The following is a 16,521-nucleotide window of genomic DNA, read 5'->3' on the forward strand; positions in this document are numbered from 1 at the left end:
GTACAGGCCTGCTCAGATGCCGAGCGCCCGGATCCGCGCGTACAGCGTCGTGCGGCTGATGCCGAGCGACTTCGCCGCGTGCGACTTGTTGCCGTCGGCGTGTTCGAGCGCCTCCAGGATCGCCTGCCGTTCGGCCTGCTCCATGCCCATCAGCTTCGATGCGCGCGTCGAGCCTCGATACTCCTCGGGCAGATCGACGACGCCGACCGCCCGGGACCCGCGGTGCATGGCCGACTCGGCCGCCCGGCCGAGCACGATCGTGAGTTCGGTGAGGTTGCCCGGCCATTCCTGACACACCAGCGCATCGGCGGCGTCGGAATGCAGCTCGAGACGAGAGTCGATGCGCTGCAGCACTTCCTGGCCGATCGACGCGAGCTCGGTGGTGCGCTGCCGCAGTGGTTGCAGGGTGATCCGACGTCGACAGCAGGCGGCGAGCGCGGCGACGGGGCTCGACAACGAGTCGGCCGGGCCGGTCACCACGACGATCGGCGGATCGGTGGCGCCGCGTACGGCGACGGCGGCGTGCAGCAGGCGGAGCGCGCGTTCGTCGAGGAGGTCGGCGCCGTCGATCACCACGCCGCGTCCGGACAGCCGGGATCCGCGCAGGACCGCGGCGACGTCGACGGGTGAACCGTCCAGGATCGTGGCGGCGACGTCGATGACGACCGCGTCGTCGGGTCCCGTGATCGTCGCGGCGTGTGCGGTGCGTCCGGTCCCGGACTCGCCGCAGATCGCGACGGTCGTCGCGGTGGAGGTCGGGGACGTCAGCGAGGTGCTCGGCGGGGCGTCCTGCCGCGGCCTCAGTCGGAACACCGCGGCGTGCCGGACGCCCGGCACGTGATCGACCAGGATGTCGGCGGTCACCCCGGACACGAGAGTGATCGTCGACGGTGCCCGCCGCTCCTCGACCAGCAGCCGCAGCGTCCCGAAGTCGCCGGGGGCCAGCACCTGCGCGGCGAGGGCGTTGGTGAGCTGCAGATCGTCGCCCACCGCGGCGACGGCGACGTCCCGGCGCGCCGACGCGTGCTCGAAGGCGGCGACCACCGCGCGGTGTTCGGCGTGCGAGCGGCTCAGCAGACGGTCGGCGATGTCGTCGACGAGTCCGCGGATCAACGGGACCGACAGCGGGTTGATCCGTTCGGCGACCTCGGTCATGCAGATGATGCCAGCGAGGCGGCGAGTCGCCGGGTGGACGATCGGCCGGCCGAAGCAGCTCAGCGAGCGGAACTGCTCCAGATAGTGCTCGGCGCTGTTGATCACGACGTCGCCGCGTACCTCGGCGGTGGTCCCGAGTGCGGTGGTGCCCATCGAGTTCTCACCGAATGCGGCGCCGTCGACGGCGCCCGCCTCCTCGAGCCGGCGTTCGAGTGTCGCGTCCGCCGACACCCGCGCCACCATCCGGCTGTCGCTGTCCACCAGGAGCAGTGCGGTCTCGGTGCCGTTCAACGTCTCGGCGGCTCGCGCCAGCACCGGACGCGCCGCATCCAGGAGGGGATCGGACGATGCGATGTCGGAGAGCACGGGCGTCGGGCGGTCGTCGTGCTGCAGCCCCGACGACGCCACGCGCCGCCACGATGCGGCGATCACGTCGCGGTGAGGCAGTCGGGTGGTCACGCTCCCACTGTGGCATGGATTACACGAGCCGGGTAGGGGTTGCCGTCCGTTGCGCGAGTGTCCGCCCTCTTCGTGAGACCCGCCCGCCCCCCGATACCGTTGATCTCATGCGTGTAGCGACCTGGAACGTCAACTCGGTGAGACAGCGTGTGCCCCGCCTCCTGCCGTGGCTCGACGAGCGTGAGCCCGACGTGGTGTGCCTGCAGGAGACCAAGGTGTCCGACGAGGTGTTCGCGGCCGAACTCGGCGACGAACTCGCGTCGCGCGGATACGAGTTCGCGCACGCGGGACAGGGACAGTGGAACGGCGTCGCGCTGCTCAGTCGAGTGGGGCTCGACGACGTCCGCATCGCATTCCCCGGTGCTCCCGGGTTCCCGGACGCCGACGGCGTCCCCGAGGGGCGCGCGATCTCCGCGGTCTGCGACGGCGTGCGTGTCCACTCGCTGTACGTGCCGAACGGCCGCGAGGTCGGGGCCGATCACTACCACTACAAGCTCGCCTGGCTCGAGGCGCTGCGCACATCGGTCGTCGACGAGGCCGATGCGACGATGCTCTGCGGCGACTTCAACATCATCCCGACCGATCAGGACTGCTTCGATCCGGCCGCGTTCGTCGGACACACGCACGTCACCGAGCCCGAGCGGAACGCGCTCGCCGCGCTCGAAGCTCTCGGCCTGCGGGACACCATGCGGGCGCAGTGGCCGAACGAACGCGTCTTCTCGTACTGGGACTACCGTGCGGGGATGTTCCACAAGGACCTCGGCATGCGAATCGATCTGATCCTCGCCGGCGGACCGGTGGCCGACCGCGTATGTGCGTCGTGGGTGGACCGCAAGGCGCGCAAGGGAACCAAGCCGAGCGATCACGCGCCGGTCTTCGTCGATCTCGACACCGCACCCGACGGGAACGTCGGCCCGGTGGTCCCGCCGCCGTCGCGGCCGGCCGAGGTCGCGGCCGGATCGGTGAAGCTGCCGCACACCGTCGCCGACTGAGGTCTTCTCACCCGTAGGTGAAGGAGAACACCTGCAGTCCCGGAGTCGGCGACACCTCGACACGTCCTCGGCCGCCGTCGTCCTTGTCGACGATCCTGTGCAGCGTGGGCGGCCCGCTGATCGGCACCGTCGTCGTCGTACCGTCGCGTTCGACGGTGAGGCTGCCGGTGCCGCCGACGACGATGTACACGTCCTTCGCGTGGAAGTCGAGGCCGATGGACGCGCCGTCCCGCGCCGTCGCCCCCTGATAGTCGAGGTCCCAGCGCCCGTCGAGCGCGAACGTGTCGGGCCGTTGATCGGCGGGGTAGCTGAAGTCGCCGGTCCCTGACACGTACGGGGTGGGGCCGTCGTAGTTGATCACCTTCCCGACTCCGAGGTACGTCTCGGGTGTCGTCGATTCGGTCGGCGTCGTATCGTTCCGTTCGGTGGGCGCGGGCAGTGTGGCGCCGGGCCGGGCCTGGGTGAGCAACTCGCGGATCAGTCGTTCGGAGTTCGCGTACCCGCCCTCGCCGAACTCGATGTGTCGGACCGTTCCCGACGCGTCGATGAGGTACTGCGCGGGCCAGTAGCTGTTGCGGTACGCGGTCCAGGTCGAGAACGCCGGATCGAGGGCGACGGGGTATGTGATGCGCAGGTCTTCGGCGGCCTTCTGCACGTTCGACGGCACCTTCTCGAAGGCGTACTCGGGAGTGTGCACGCCGATCACCTCGAGCCCACTGGCACGGTACCGGTCATACCAGTCGACGACGTGCGGAATGCTGCGTTGACAGTTGATGCACGAGTACGCCCAGAAATCGATGAGCACCACCCTGCCGTGCAGCTGAGACAGTTCCAGCGGGGCTCGGCCCGGGGTGTTGAACCATTCGCTGATGCCGCTCAGGCGGGGAGCCGTGCCGCAACTCTGCAACCGGTCGGCGCCGTCGGTGCACTTGGACAGCTCTCGATTCTCATCGGTGACGATACCGCCGAGGTCGAGTTCGGAGGTCAAGTCGTCCGTGCCACCGACCGAGTTCTGCAGGGCCCCGGTGTAGTCCGGGATCGCCCGCTGCAGTGCCGCGGGCACGTTGAACACCAGACCCACGGCGAGTGCGATCATCACCACGCCCCCCGCGATACGGATCGTGCGCTGATGCCTGCGGAACCCCGCGACCCGCTCGGCGACCCGTCGCCCGGCGAGTGCGAAGACCAACAGGGGCAGGGCGGCGCCGACGGCGAACGACAACGTAAGCGCCACGGTGTCGATCCCGATCGAACCGGTGGCGCCCGCCACCACGATCGCCGCGAGTACGGGGCCGGCGCACGGCACGTAGAGGACGCCGAGTGCCAGACCGAGGGTGAAACCGGACTTGCCGGTACCGACTGAGCGGGTGGGCAGCCGCGAGAACGGCTTCTCCAGCAGATGCTCCACCGCGGGAAAGATGAGTCCGACACCGATGACGGTGAGAACGATCAGGCCGGCCCACCGAAATGTGTCCTGCGGCAGCTTCAGCAGTGACAGCAGGCTCGAACCGACCAGCGTCACGGTGGCGAAACTGACGACGAGGCCGCCGATCACCCGGTACGGACGGCTCCCTTCCACCAGACGTCGCCGTCGCCGCTGCCTGTCGGATTCTTCGACGGGGGACTCCGTGTCGCCGGGATCGGTGGAGGCCCCGTCCCGGGTGTTCTGTGCGCCGGAGAAGAACACGACGGGGAGCACCGGGAGGATGCACGGAGAGATACCGGTTATCAGACCGCCGACGAAGCCGATGAGCACGATGGTGTACATGCCGGGCATTCGGCGCGGACGCTGCCGCGGATGGGTCCGGTCGGCCGGGGAGCGCCAGGTCGACGGCCCGTGAAGAAATTTTCGAAACCGCACCCATCCGATTCGAGACCGGTTCCGAATGGCTCATGTCACAGCAGAAGATCCCCTGGCGCCCGCCCGGAGATCCACGACGAGGGAGACCGACCGATGAGAATCACGAAGACCACCGGGATGAAGATGACGGCGATGACCTTCGCCATCGCGGCGGCGGCGACCATGACCGCCTGCTCGAGCGACGACTCGTCAGACGGCTCGGCCAGCGCGTCGAACACCGCCATGACGAGCACCAGCGCGATGTCGTCGACGGGTGCCGCCGATCCGGCAGCGGACCTGGTCGGACCGGGGTGTGCCGACTACGCGAAGCAGGTGCCGACCGGACCGGGTTCGGTCACCGGGATGTCCACCGAGCCGGTGGCGGTCGCCGCGTCGAACAACCCACTCCTGACCACGCTCACTTCGGCGCTGTCGGGCAAGCTCAACCCGGACGTCAACCTCGTCGACACGCTCAACGGCGGCGAGTTCACCGTGTTCGCTCCGGTCGACGATGCCTTCGCGAAGGTTCCGGCCGCGACGCTCGACATGCTCAAGACCGACGCACCGGCTCTGAAGTCGCTGCTCACCTACCACGTGGTGCCCGGCCAGATCGCCCCCGACAAGATCGCGGGCGAGCACAAGACCGTGCAGGGCGACACGGTGAAGGTGACCGGCAGCGGAAACGACCTCCAGGTGAACGATGCAAGCGTGATCTGCGGCGGCGTCCGGACCGCGAACGCGACGGTCTACTTGATCGACGAGGTGTTGATGCCTCCGGCCGCCGAGTAGTCGCCGAAGAAGACAACCGACGAGCAGGACGCTGTGTCCAGGCGGCCGACTCCCAGCACGGGAGCGGCCGCCTCGACGGTGGCGCGGAACCCGGAAGGACGGCAGGCTTGCGATATGGGCATTGAATTCACGAGTATCGTCGACGCTCCGATCGACGAGGTCTTCGGCTGGTTCGCCCGGCCGGGAGCACTGCGTCGACTGTTGCCGCCCTGGCAGCCGATGCGTGCGATCACCGAGGCCGACTCCCTGGCACAGGGCCGCGCCGTGCTCGGCCTCCCCGGTGGCCTCCGTTGGCAGGCCCGACACGTGGCGGCCGACTATTCGCCGCCGTACCGATTCGTCGACGAGCGCGTCGTCGCCGGCCCGGCAAGCGTCCCCACGGCGCTCGCGGGTCCGTGGCGACACGTGCACGAGTTCCGCGAGATGCCCGGCGAGCGCACCGAGGTGATCGACCGCGTGCACACCGCGGTGCCCGCGAGCCTGCTGCGGTCCACCTTCGAGTTCCGGCATCGGCAGACGGCCGACGATCTGGCCGCCCACCGCACCGCGCGTGCCGGTGGGCTCGAGTCCTCGGTGATCGCCGTGTCCGGCGCGTCCGGGATGGTCGGCTCCGCCTTGTGCGCGCTGCTCACCACCGGCGGACACCGGGTGATCCGTCTCGTGCGTCACAGCGCAGACCGCGACGACGAGCGGACGTGGGATCCGGCGTCGCCGGCCGAGGACCTGTTCGACGGCGTCGACGCCGTCGTGCATCTGGCGGGTGCGCCGATCGCGGGCCGCTTCACCGACGATCACTGCGCGGCGATCCGCGACTCCCGCGTCGAGCCGACCCGGCGGCTGGCCGAACTGGCGGCGTCCACCCCGGACGTCCGCGTCTTCATCAGCGCGTCGGCGATCGGGTTCTACGGCTACGACCGGTCGCACGAGACGCTCACCGAATCGTCGTCGAAGGGGCGCGGCTTCCTCGCCGGTGTCGTCGACGACTGGGAACGGGCTGCGCAGGTGTCCGGTGTGCGGACCGTTCAGGTTCGAACCGGCATCGTGCAGAGTCCGCTCGGGGGCACGCTGCGCCTGCAACGGCCGATCTACACGGCGGGTCTCGGCGGCCGGCTGGGCAGCGGCCGACAGTGGTTGTCGTGGATCGACCTCGACGATCTGCTCGACGTCTACCTGCGCGCGCTGTTCGACGACCGCCTCGACGGTCCGGTCAACGCCGTCGCACCCGAACCGGCCACCGCCGCGGACTACGCGACGACGCTCGGGCGGGTGCTCCACCGTCCCGCCGTTCTGCCGGTGCCGGAGTTCGGGCCCGCGCTGCTGCTGGGCCGGCAGGGCGCGCGGGAACTCGCGACCGCCGACCAACGGGTCGACTGCCGCGTCCTGAGCGACCTCGGCCACACCTTCCGGCACCCGACGTTGAACGCGTCGCTGCGGCACCAGCTCGGCCGCTGACGCCAGTGACCGCGGCCGGGGGCGCATGGCGACCCATCCGATTCACGTGCGGCTCCGAACGCCTTATGTGAGTACCCCGAAAGCACTGTCACCAGGTTCTTCCATCGCCGTCGTCGGCAGCGGTGTGGCCGGTCTGACCGCCGCGCACCTGCTGTCGCATGAGCACGACGTCACCGTCCTCGAGGCCGATGCCCGCCTCGGCGGCCACGCGCACACCCAGCTGCTGCCGACGTCGGACGGACGCGTACTCAAGGTCGACACCGGCTTCATCGTCCACAACGACCGAACGTATCCGACGCTGCTGCGACTCTTCGCCGAACTGGGCGTGCCGACGCAGGAGACCGACATGTCGATGTCGGTCTCGTCGATGGTCACCGGACTGGAGTACGCGGGGGCGCTCGGTGTGCGCGGGCTGTTCCCCAGCCCGCGCAACGTGGTCAGCGTCCGCCACCTCCGACTGCTCGCGCAGGTGCGTCGGTTCCACCGACTGGCCCGGAGAGTCCTCGACGAACCCGCCGACGATGTGCCGCTGAGCCGGTTCGTCGCGACAGCCGGACTGTCGTCGTATTTCGTGGACAACTTCCTGTTGCCGCTCGTCGCCGCGGTGTGGTCGTGCGACGCCGCGACCGCGGCCGACTATCCGGCGCGCTACCTGTTCGCCTTCCTCGACCACCACGGGATGCTCACCGTGTTCGGGTCGCCCGCCTGGCGGACCGTCACCGGTGGCTCGGACACGTACGTGCAGGCGATCGCGCGCGGAGTCGTCGCCTCCGGCGGAGCGGTACGGACCTCGTCCGAGGTGCTCGATCTGCGGGAGACCGCCGACGGCGTCGTCGTCCGCAGCTCGGCCGCTACGGAGGTCTACGACGCGGTGGTCGTCGCGACGCACCCCCACCAGGCGCTCGCGATGCTCGACCGGCCCACCGTCGCCCAGCGGACCGTGCTGGGGGCCATCGGCTACTCGCCGAAACACGCAGTCCTGCACACCGACGAGTCGCTGCTCCCGCGTGCGCGGCGGGCCCGCGCATCGTGGAACTACCAGATCCGGACCGACGGTGACGGTGTCGCGGTGACCTACGACCTCACCCGACTGATGCGGTTGCCCGACTCCGGTGAGCGGGCCCTGGTCACCATGGGCCGGACCGATCTGGTGGACCCGCGGACGATCGTCGCCGAGATGAGTTACGAGCATCCCGTGTACGACGTGGAGTCCGTGGCCGCGCAGCGTCGACTCGCCGAGATCGATACGGCGCGGATGTCGTTCGCCGGCGCGTACCACGGGTGGGGGTTCCACGAGGACGGTGCGGCCGCGGGCGCCGCCGCGGCACGTCGGTTCGGCGGACGGTGGGGGCGGACCGATGACGACCTGCTCGCCGAGGCGTTCTCATGAACACCTCCGCTCGGATCGTCCCGGTCCGGATCTCGCATGTCCGACGCGCCCCCGTCGACCATCGGTTCGCCTATCGCGGACTGATGTGGCTCGTCGACGTCGACGACCTGCCGCTCCTGCCGACCGGACTGCGCGGCCTGGCCCGATTCGTTCCCGCCGACCATTTCACCGCAGCCGCTCGCACCGGGCAGTCGATCCGCGAACGCCTGCACGACGCCGTCCGCGCTCAGGGCGTCGACGCGCCGACCGGGCGGATCCTCGCGCTGACCTCGCCGCGAGTGTGCGGCTACACGTTCAACCCGTTGACGGTGTTCTGGTGCCATGACCGGTCCGGGGCGCTCGACTACGTCGTCGCCGAAGTCCACAACACCTACGGCGGCCGGCACTGCTACGTGGTGCACACCGACCAGGACGGTCGAGCGACGGCGGACAAGGCGTTCTACGTGTCCCCGTTCAACGACGTCAACGGCGAGTACCGACTCCGACTGCCCGCGCCGTCACCCGACGGCGCGGTGTCGCTCGCGGTGGTCCTCGAGCGCGACGGCCACCCGCCTTTCACCGCGACGCTGTCGGGTGTCGCGCGCCCGGCGACCGTTCCCTCGGTGCTGCGCGCTCAACTGTCCGCTCCGCTCGCCCCCTGGCTGGTGGCGCTTCGCATCCGTATCCAGGGAATCCGACTGTGGGCACGAGGCCTGCCGATCGTTCCCCGACACCGAGACTCCGACCGAGAGGCCGCCCGATGACCGTAGACCGAGACGACCGACCGTCCACCGCCCCGTCCGACCGCACCCGACGTCCCGGCGTCGCGCCCGCGCCGACGTCGACGGTGGCAGCCGTCCGAGGAGCCGCCGCGCGCGCACTGTTCCGCCGTGCCGTCCGCGGCCTCCCCGTCCACGTCGAGGGCGCCGGCGTGTCGTCCACGCGCCCCGACCGGCCCCGAATGACCATCGTCCACGCGGACGCGTTCTTTCGCCGCATCGGGACGTCCGGCCTGATCGGCCTGGGGGAGTCGTTCATGGCGGGCGAGTGGACCTCCGACGACCCCGTCGGCGTGCTGGTCCCGTTCGCAGAACGGATCGGAACGCTCATCCCATCCGTGCTGCAGCGACTCCGTCCGCTGGTCCTGCCTGCGCATCCGATCGACGAGGCCAACTCCGTCGACAACACGAGGTCGAACATCTCACGGCACTACGACCTGTCCAACGAGTTGTTCGCGTCGTTCCTCGATGAAACGCTCACCTACTCGAGTGCGCACTTCGGATCGACCGCCGATCTCGCCCGCGCCGACCTGAACGGTCTCGCCGACGCACAACGAGCCAAGATCGACCGGCTGCTCGACCACGCCGATGTCGGACCGGGCACGCGGCTGCTGGAGATCGGCACCGGCTGGGGCGAACTGGCCCTGCGAGCCGCCCGACGCGGTGCGACGGTGCGATCCATCACCCTCTCACAGGAACAGCGGTCCCACGCGCGGCGTCGAGCCCGGGAAGCCGGACTCGACGACCGGATCCGGGTGGACCTGCTCGACTACCGGGCCGTGGACGGCGAGTACGACGCGGTGGTGTCGGTGGAGATGATCGAAGCGGTCGGCATGGAGTACTGGCCGGTGTACTTCGCGACGGTCGAACGACTGCTGGCGCCCGGCGGACGGGCCGCGATCCAAGCGATCACGATGCCGCACAAGCGAATGCTGGCGTCCGCGCGAACCTACACCTGGGTGCACAAGTACATCTTCCCCGGCGGCCAGATCCCGTCGTACGAGGCGATGCGCGACGCCGCGGCGGACGCCGGGCTCCGCGTCGACGAGACCGATGCGTTCGGAGCGCACTATGCGCGAACCCTCCGGCTCTGGCGGGAACGCTTCGAGACCAACTGGGACGCGATCGCCGAGTTGGGCTTCGACGAGACGTTCCGGCGGATGTGGACGTTCTACCTCGCGTACTCCGAAGCGGGCTTCGCGTCCGGTTACCTCGACGTGGTGCAGCTCCGATTCGTGAAGGCCGCGCGCCCATGATCGGGGCGGGCGGCGGCCTCCGCCCCGCGGATCGGAGCCGCACGTTCTCCGGACCGCGGCCGCTGCGTCGGACCCGGTGCCGGAACAGGTGATCGAGCATGTGTGCGCCGGGGATCGAGAAACCGTACCCGCCCGAGGCTATTCTGTTCGTTGATGACATCTGGAGAGTCCCCGTGACGCGGGCCGAGACCGACACCGAGATCCTCGCGGATCTGTTGGCTCGATCCGCCGCGGGCGACACCGCGGCGTTCGCCGAGTTCTACGACCGGACCAGCGCCCGGGTACACGGCATGGTGCTGCGGGTGTTACGAGACCCCGGGTACTCCGAGGAGACCACCCAGGAGGTGTACCTGCAGGTGTGGCGCGGAGCCGTCTCCTACCGCTCCGCCGAGGGCACGCCGATCGCCTGGTTGCTCTCCATCGCTCATCGTCGGGCGGTGGACCGGGTCCGCTCGGAGTCGTCGGCATCGCGCCGAGACTCCGACTACGGCGCACGGGAACTGGTCGACATCGGTGACGCGGTGGGTGACGAGGTCCAGGCGCGTGATGCGGGCCGCCGAGTGCGCAAATGTCTCGGCACGCTCAGCGCGTTACAGGCCGAAGCCGTCGGCCTCGCGTACTACGGCGGCCTCTCCTACAGCGAGGTGGCCGACCGGTTGACCGTGGGTCTGCCGGCGATCAAGAGTCGGATCAGAGACGGATTGAAGCGCCTGAGGGGGTGTCTGGAGAATGGCTGAAACACCCGAGTCGAACGACATCGACGACCTGCTCGACATGGCCGCTCCGATGGCACTCGACGCGCTCACCGACATCGAGCGCGCCCGGGTACGCGCCCGGCTCAAAACCGCTGACCGGTCCGTCCGAGACGCGTTCGAGGCCGAGGTGGCCGGGCTCCGCGGGGTGCTGGCAGACCTGAGCGAGACGACGTCGCAGGCTCCGCCCGCCGAGCTCCGCGCCGAACTGCTCGACCAGATCCGTGCTCAGCCGCCCGGTGCCGACGCACCCGGGGCGGACGGCCCGCGCGGGTCGGAGCCCGCGCATCGTCTCCGGTGGATAGCGGCTGCGGCCGCGGTATTGGTGATCGGCGTCGGCGGCGGAGCGGTAGGTTATGCGATGTCGCGCACCGACGAACCGACTCGGACGACGGCCGAGCGGGTCTTCGACTCGACGGATGTGCGCACGGTGACCGGTCCGCTCGCGACGGGTCGGGCCTCGGTGACGTACTCGCCCTCGACGGGTGCGGGCGTCCTGGTCATGAACGACGTCCCGCCGCCGGACCCGGGCAAGGTCTACCAACTCTGGCTCGTCGGGCCCGGCGGTGCTCGTCTGGGCGGGGTCATGACACCGGAGGACGTCGCTCCCTCGACCACCGCCGTGCTAGATGATCTGGGCGACGCGACATCGATGGCGTTCACCGTCGGCGACGCCGCGAGCCCCGACCGTCGGATCGCCGACCCGGTCGCCGAGATCTCGCTCGGCTGACCGGGTGGGCGGTCAGCCGATCTGGTCCTCCAGGTACCGGGGCTTGCAGATGACCCATGCGCCGCACAGCATGGCGAGCGTCATCCCCACGGTCAACAGGAACGGCGCACCCCAGCCGCCGGTCACGTCGTGGAGCACACCGAACAGCATCGGTCCGGCGCAGGCGAGCAGGTAGCCGACGCCCTGCGCGAATCCGGAGAGGGCGGCGGACGCCTCGCTCGTTCGCGTCCGGACGTTGATCAGCGTCAACGCCATCGGGAACGTGGTCGGGCCGAGGCCGCACAGGAGCGCCCACAGCCAGGGCGCCGACAACGGCGCCCACATCAGCCCGGCGAAGCCGGCGAACCAGCTGGCCGCGAACACGATGGTGAACGCGAACGGGTTCGCGAACCGAGTCGACAACGACGGTGCGACGAACGTCGCGGCGAGACCGACGCCGGAGAAGATCGCGACCGAGGTGCCGCCGAGCGACTCGCTGCCTCCCGCGTCGGTGAAGATCTTCGGCATCCAGGTGAACATCGCATACGTGCCCGCCGACGTCATGCCGAACATGAGGGTCATGCCCCACGCCATCGGGCTACGCCACATCGCGATGCGTGCGGTCGCCGGTGTCGGCGACTGCTCGACCGGGACGGGTGTCTCCGCGCGGGCGGCGATCCGACGTTCCCGCACCACCCACAGCCACGGTCCGAGCGCGGCCAACGGCACCAGCGCCCACACCCCGAGCGAGATCCGCCAGTTCGTGGCGTCGGCCAGGGGAATCGCGACGGCGGCGGGGATCACGGTGCCGGCCTGGACGAACACGATGTAGGCCGTGCTGATCGGCGCGATCCGGTCCGCGAAGTAGCGCTTCACCAACGGCGGGATGAGGATGTTGCCGACACCCATGCCGAACAGGGCCACACACGACAGGACGATCAGCACACCGACGTTCTGGCTGAACGAACGCGCGGCGATGCCAACGCCGGTGATCACGACCGCGGCCAGTGTCACCTGCTCGATTCCGAATCGGCGACCCAGACGTGGGGACACCAGCCCGGCCACGCCGAACGCCAGCGTCGGCAGCATGCCGAGGAGTCCTTTGATCGTGTCGCCGAAACCGATGTCGACGGACACCCGCTCGAGCAGCGGGGTGAAGGAGGTGACCGCGGTCCGCAGTGAGAAGGCGAAGACCACGATGGCCACCAGGACGATGACTCGACCGCGGAGGCCGCCCGATCCGTAGCGTTCGAACCTTCGTTGCGGCGTCGTGGTGGTCACTGGAACCATGGTGTCAGCAGGCGTCGTGGCGAAGCCAGTTCGACTGCGGTGTGAACGGTCACACGGCCGACTCGACAGGCGCGATCCGGCCGGTGGGTTCATGCACCGTTCGAACCGTGTTCAACCTCGCATGTCAATGATTTTGACCCCGGTAAATCCGGGCGGTAAAGTATTGCGTCGGCACCTGCCCTCGGTAGATGCTGCCCACTCGCCGAGTCGGAGACGGTTCGAGCGGGACGGGCTTCGCTGCTCGGAGACGGCGTGCATGACACGCCCGACCTCGGGGTGACGATATCACAGTTGACCGGCGTGAATGCGTCGGTGGGGCGAGTTGCGGACATCGCTTCGACCTGCTTCGGGCTAGCCCGTTTCGAGTCGAGGGACGTGCCCGGAGCACCAACCGTGACCACAGACGGACCGACGGGAGTCGGCCCACAAGGAGAAAAGAACTCAGTGCCAACTATCAATCAGCTGGTCCGCAAGGGCCGCAAGGACAAGGCGTCGATCAAGAAGACCGCCGCCCTGAAGGGGAGCCCGCAGCGTCGTGGCGTGTGCACCCGCGTGTACACCACCACCCCGAAGAAGCCGAACTCCGCTCTCCGGAAGGTCGCCCGCGTGCGCCTGACGAGTGGCGTCGAGGTCACCGCCTACATCCCGGGTGAGGGCCACAACCTGCAGGAGCACTCGATGGTGCTCGTCCGCGGCGGTCGTGTGAAGGACCTCCCGGGTGTTCGCTACCGCATCATCCGCGGCTCGCTCGACACCCAGGGTGTCAAGGACCGCAAGCAGGCTCGCAGCCGTTACGGCGCCAAGAAGGGGAACTGATCTAAATGCCACGTAAAGGACCCGCTCCCAAGCGCCCGCTGATCAACGACCCCGTCTACGGTTCGCCGCTGGTCACGCAGCTCGTCAACAAGATCCTGCTGGACGGCAAGAAGTCGACCGCCGAGCGGATCGTCTACCAGGCCCTCGAGCAGGCTCGCGAGAAGACCGGCACCGACCCCGTCGTCACGCTCAAGCGCGCGCTCGACAACGTCAAGCCGACCCTCGAGGTCAAGAGCCGCCGCGTCGGTGGCGCCACCTACCAGGTTCCGATCGAGGTCAAGCCGAATCGCGCCAACACCCTCGCGCTGCGTTGGCTGGTCACCTTCAGCCGCCAGCGTCGTGAGAAGACGATGGTCGAGCGTCTGGCCAATGAGCTGCTGGACGCCTCGAACGGTCTGGGCGCCTCGGTGAAGCGTCGCGAGGACACCCACAAGATGGCTGAAGCCAACCGGGCGTTCGCGCACTACCGCTGGTGACAACCGCCGGACGCGGATCGGGTCGTCCCCGATCCGCGTCCATCGGCCTTTTGCCCTCGGGCGGATGGTCGTCGAAGTTTTCATTCCAACCTCTAGCGAAAATGCGAGGCGAATAAGTGGCACAGGAAGTGCTGAACGACCTGACCAAGGTCCGCAACATCGGCATCATGGCGCACATCGATGCCGGCAAGACCACCACCACCGAGCGCATCCTCTTCTACACCGGTGTGAACTACAAGATCGGTGAGACCCACGACGGTGCATCGACCACCGACTGGATGGAGCAGGAGAAGGAGCGTGGTATCACCATCACCTCCGCTGCTGTCACCTGCTTCTGGAACGACAACCAGATCAACGTCATCGACACCCCCGGCCACGTCGACTTCACGGTCGAGGTCGAGCGCGCCCTCCGCGTGCTCGACGGCGCCGTCGCCGTCTTCGACGGCAAGGAGGGCGTCGAGCCCCAGTCCGAGCAGGTCTGGCGTCAGGCCACCAAGTACGACGTTCCCCGCATCTGCTTCGTCAACAAGATGGACAAGCTGGGCGCGGACTTCTACTTCACCGTGCAGACGATCATCGACCGCCTCGGCGCCAAGCCGCTGGTCATGCAGATCCCGATCGGTGCCGAGGACGAGTTCGACGGCGTCGTCGACCTCCTCGAGATGAAGGCCATCACCTGGCGCGGAACCGTCGAGATCGGCGCCGAGCCGACCTTCGAGGAGATCCCCGCCGACCTGGTGGAGAAGGCCAACGAGTGGCGCGAGAAGCTGCTCGAGACGGTCGCGGAGTCCGATGAGGCGCTTCTGGAGAAGTACTTCGGCGGCGAAGAGCTGACGATCGACGAGATCAAGGCCGCCATTCGCAAGATGACGATCAACTCCGAGATCTACCCGGTCCTGTGCGGCTCGGCGTTCAAGAACAAGGGTGTTCAGCCCATGCTCGACGCCGTCATCGACTACCTGCCGAACCCGATGGACATCGGTGAGATCGAAGGCCACGCCGTCGGCAACGAGGAGGAAGTCCTCACTCGTAAGCCGTCGCGCGACGAGCCGTTCTCGGCACTCGCGTTCAAGATCGCCGCTCACCCGTTCTTCGGCAAGCTGACGTTCGTTCGCGTGTACTCGGGCAAGGTCGAGCCGGGCACCCAGGTCCTGAATGCCACCAAGGGCAAGAAGGAGCGCATCGGCAAGCTCTTCCAGATGCACGCCAACAAGGAGAACCCGGTCGACGACGCCGTGGCGGGCCACATCTACGCGATGATCGGCCTCAAGGACACGACGACCGGCGACACCCTGTGCGCGCAGGACGCTCCGATCGTCCTCGAGTCGATGAGCTTCCCGGACCCGGTCATCGAGGTCTCGATCGAGCCGAAGACCAAGTCCGACCAGGAGAAGCTGGGCACCGCGATCCAGAAGCTCGCCGAAGAGGACCCGACCTTCACGGTGAAGCTCGACGACGAGACCGGCCAGACCGTCATCGGCGGTATGGGCGAGCTCCACCTCGACATCCTCGTGGACCGCATGAAGCGCGAGTTCAAGGTCGAGGCGAACGTCGGCAAGCCGCAGGTGGCCTACCGCGAGACGATCCGCAAGACCGTCGAGAAGCACGAGTTCACCCACAAGAAGCAGACCGGTGGCTCGGGTCAGTTCGCGAAGGTCATCATCAAGCTCGAACCGCTGGTCGACGCCGAGGACGGCGCCACCTACGAGTTCGCGAACGCCGTCACCGGCGGTCGCGTCCCGCGTGAGTACATCCCTTCGGTGGATGCCGGTGCGCAGGATGCGATGCAGTACGGTGTGCTGGCCGGCTACCCGCTGGTCAACCTGAAGGTCACCCTCCTCGACGGTCAGTACCACGACGTCGACTCGTCGGAGATGGCCTTCAAGATCGCCGGTTCGCAGGCCCTCAAGGAGTCCGCGAAGATGGCTCAGCCGGTCATCCTGGAGCCGCTCATGGCCGTCGAGGTCACGACTCCGGAAGAGTACATGGGCGACGTCATCGGCGACCTGAACTCCCGCCGTGGTCAGATCCAGGCCATGGAGGAGCGCAGCGGTGCTCGAGTCGTGAAGGCTCAGGTCCCGCTGTCGGAGATGTTCGGCTACATCGGCGACCTTCGGTCGAAGACTCAGGGCCGTGCGAACTACTCCATGGTCTTCGACTCGTACGCCGAAGTTCCGGCGAACGTGTCGAAGGAGATCATCGCGAAGGCGACGGGCGAGTAGTACTCTCGTCTGCCAGTCTTGGCGGAACCATTGGCGGACCACCCCAGCGTGGACAAGCCAATACCCCGGTCGGCGGCTCCCGCCGCCGATCGGGGACCATGTAAAAGCCTCTCCGCATAACGTGGAGAACCCAATCGTCGACCGGGAACCACCCGGTGGCGCAGA

At 68.4% G+C, this 16,521-nt stretch carries 15 protein-coding genes; 11 read left to right on the forward strand and 4 right to left on the reverse strand.

Annotated elements, in window-relative coordinates:
• Positions 1 to 12: 12 nt before the first annotated feature.
• Complete coding sequence (locus tag BKA16_RS07300; RefSeq protein WP_183370039.1) at positions 13 to 1,614, reverse strand: helix-turn-helix domain-containing protein; 1,602 nt, start codon at positions 1,612 to 1,614, stop codon at positions 13 to 15.
• A 107-nt stretch (positions 1,615 to 1,721) separates the two neighbouring features.
• Here BKA16_RS07300 and BKA16_RS07305 point away from each other — a divergent pair, with 107 nt between their 5' ends.
• Positions 1,722 to 2,606 carry an exodeoxyribonuclease III gene (locus BKA16_RS07305; protein ID WP_183370040.1) on the forward strand — a complete coding sequence of 295 codons (885 nt, stop codon included), beginning with the start codon at positions 1,722 to 1,724 and terminating at the stop codon, positions 2,604 to 2,606.
• A gap of 7 nt (positions 2,607 to 2,613) precedes the next feature.
• Here BKA16_RS07305 and BKA16_RS07310 read toward each other — a convergent pair whose 3' ends face one another.
• Together BKA16_RS07310 and BKA16_RS23785 are read right to left on the reverse strand one after the other, a co-directional pair.
• A complete protein-coding gene (locus BKA16_RS07310; RefSeq protein ID WP_183370042.1) occupies positions 2,614 to 4,374 on the reverse strand; it encodes a cytochrome c biogenesis protein DipZ in 1,761 nt (586 codons plus the stop codon).
• A gap of 128 nt (positions 4,375 to 4,502) precedes the next feature.
• On the reverse strand, positions 4,503 to 4,691 hold the full coding sequence (locus BKA16_RS23785) for a hypothetical protein (protein WP_246372563.1): 189 nt from the start codon (positions 4,689 to 4,691) through the stop codon (positions 4,503 to 4,505).
• On the opposite strand from BKA16_RS23785, the gene BKA16_RS07315 reads away from it, so the two are divergent.
• The 7 genes from BKA16_RS07315 (at position 4,600) to BKA16_RS07345 (ending at position 11,573) form a co-directional block, all read left to right on the forward strand.
• A complete protein-coding gene (locus BKA16_RS07315) occupies positions 4,600 to 5,235 on the forward strand; it encodes a fasciclin domain-containing protein (RefSeq protein WP_246372114.1) in 636 nt (211 codons plus the stop codon). The genes BKA16_RS23785 and BKA16_RS07315 overlap by 92 nt on opposite strands.
• Before the next feature lie 114 nt (positions 5,236 to 5,349).
• Positions 5,350 to 6,687: a TIGR01777 family oxidoreductase gene (locus BKA16_RS07320; RefSeq protein ID WP_183370045.1), complete on the forward strand. Its 1,338-nt coding sequence runs from the start codon at positions 5,350 to 5,352 to the stop codon at positions 6,685 to 6,687.
• A gap of 67 nt (positions 6,688 to 6,754) precedes the next feature.
• Positions 6,755 to 8,077 (forward strand): NAD(P)/FAD-dependent oxidoreductase, encoded by a 1,323-nt coding sequence (locus tag BKA16_RS07325; RefSeq protein WP_343067313.1) that lies wholly within the window; start codon positions 6,755 to 6,757, stop codon positions 8,075 to 8,077.
• Positions 8,074 to 8,820, forward strand: coding sequence for a DUF1365 domain-containing protein (locus BKA16_RS07330; protein ID WP_183370047.1), 747 nt, complete (start codon positions 8,074 to 8,076; stop codon positions 8,818 to 8,820). Before BKA16_RS07325 ends, BKA16_RS07330 begins: the two co-directional genes overlap by 4 nt.
• A complete protein-coding gene (locus BKA16_RS07335; protein WP_183370048.1) occupies positions 8,817 to 10,091 on the forward strand; it encodes an SAM-dependent methyltransferase in 1,275 nt (424 codons plus the stop codon). Before BKA16_RS07330 ends, BKA16_RS07335 begins: the two co-directional genes overlap by 4 nt.
• A gap of 173 nt (positions 10,092 to 10,264) precedes the next feature.
• Positions 10,265 to 10,828 carry an ECF RNA polymerase sigma factor SigK gene (gene sigK, locus BKA16_RS07340; RefSeq protein WP_343067314.1) on the forward strand — a complete coding sequence of 188 codons (564 nt, stop codon included), beginning with the start codon at positions 10,265 to 10,267 and terminating at the stop codon, positions 10,826 to 10,828.
• Positions 10,821 to 11,573, forward strand: coding sequence for an anti-sigma factor (locus BKA16_RS07345; RefSeq protein ID WP_183370050.1), 753 nt, complete (start codon positions 10,821 to 10,823; stop codon positions 11,571 to 11,573). The genes sigK and BKA16_RS07345 overlap by 8 nt, the downstream gene beginning before the upstream one ends.
• 12 nt (positions 11,574 to 11,585) lie before the next feature.
• Here BKA16_RS07345 and BKA16_RS07350 read toward each other — a convergent pair whose 3' ends face one another.
• Positions 11,586 to 12,842, reverse strand: coding sequence for a CynX/NimT family MFS transporter (locus BKA16_RS07350; RefSeq protein WP_183370051.1), 1,257 nt, complete (start codon positions 12,840 to 12,842; stop codon positions 11,586 to 11,588).
• Between the two features lie 444 nt (positions 12,843 to 13,286).
• Here BKA16_RS07350 and rpsL point away from each other — a divergent pair, with 444 nt between their 5' ends.
• From rpsL to fusA, 3 genes are all read left to right on the forward strand, one after another.
• A complete protein-coding gene (rpsL, locus tag BKA16_RS07355; RefSeq protein WP_183370052.1) occupies positions 13,287 to 13,658 on the forward strand; it encodes a 30S ribosomal protein S12 in 372 nt (123 codons plus the stop codon).
• Between the two features lie 5 nt (positions 13,659 to 13,663).
• Positions 13,664 to 14,134 (forward strand): 30S ribosomal protein S7, encoded by a 471-nt coding sequence (rpsG, locus tag BKA16_RS07360; RefSeq protein WP_183370053.1) that lies wholly within the window; start codon positions 13,664 to 13,666, stop codon positions 14,132 to 14,134.
• 116 nt (positions 14,135 to 14,250) lie between these two features.
• Positions 14,251 to 16,356, forward strand: coding sequence for an elongation factor G (gene fusA / locus BKA16_RS07365; RefSeq protein ID WP_183370054.1), 2,106 nt, complete (start codon positions 14,251 to 14,253; stop codon positions 16,354 to 16,356).
• The last annotated feature ends 165 nt before the right edge of the window (positions 16,357 to 16,521 follow it).

Origin of the sequence: Gordonia humi (assembly GCF_014197435.1) — a bacterium.
GTDB classification, from domain to species: Bacteria; Actinomycetota; Actinomycetes; order Mycobacteriales; family Mycobacteriaceae; genus Gordonia; species Gordonia humi.

What these genes read in the sequence shown, in the direction of transcription:
- BKA16_RS07330 (WP_183370047.1), top strand. Translation starts at nt 8,074, where the DNA reads ATGAACACCTCCGCTCGGATCGTCCCGGTCCGGATCTCGCATGTCCGA.
- BKA16_RS07315 (WP_246372114.1), top strand. Translation starts at nt 4,600, where the DNA reads ATGACCTTCGCCATCGCGGCGGCGGCGACCATGACCGCCTGCTCGAGC.
- BKA16_RS07305 (WP_183370040.1), top strand. Translation starts at nt 1,722, where the DNA reads ATGCGTGTAGCGACCTGGAACGTCAACTCGGTGAGACAGCGTGTGCCC.
- BKA16_RS07345 (WP_183370050.1), top strand. Translation starts at nt 10,821, where the DNA reads ATGGCTGAAACACCCGAGTCGAACGACATCGACGACCTGCTCGACATG.
- BKA16_RS23785 (WP_246372563.1), bottom strand. Translation starts at nt 4,691, where the DNA reads ATGGCGGTGTTCGACGCGCTGGCCGAGCCGTCTGACGAGTCGTCGCTC.
- BKA16_RS07310 (WP_183370042.1), bottom strand. Translation starts at nt 4,374, where the DNA reads ATGTACACCATCGTGCTCATCGGCTTCGTCGGCGGTCTGATAACCGGT.
- BKA16_RS07320 (WP_183370045.1), top strand. Translation starts at nt 5,350, where the DNA reads ATGGGCATTGAATTCACGAGTATCGTCGACGCTCCGATCGACGAGGTC.
- BKA16_RS07350 (WP_183370051.1), bottom strand. Translation starts at nt 12,842, where the DNA reads ATGGTTCCAGTGACCACCACGACGCCGCAACGAAGGTTCGAACGCTAC.
- rpsG (WP_183370053.1), top strand. Translation starts at nt 13,664, where the DNA reads ATGCCACGTAAAGGACCCGCTCCCAAGCGCCCGCTGATCAACGACCCC.
- BKA16_RS07335 (WP_183370048.1), top strand. Translation starts at nt 8,817, where the DNA reads ATGACCGTAGACCGAGACGACCGACCGTCCACCGCCCCGTCCGACCGC.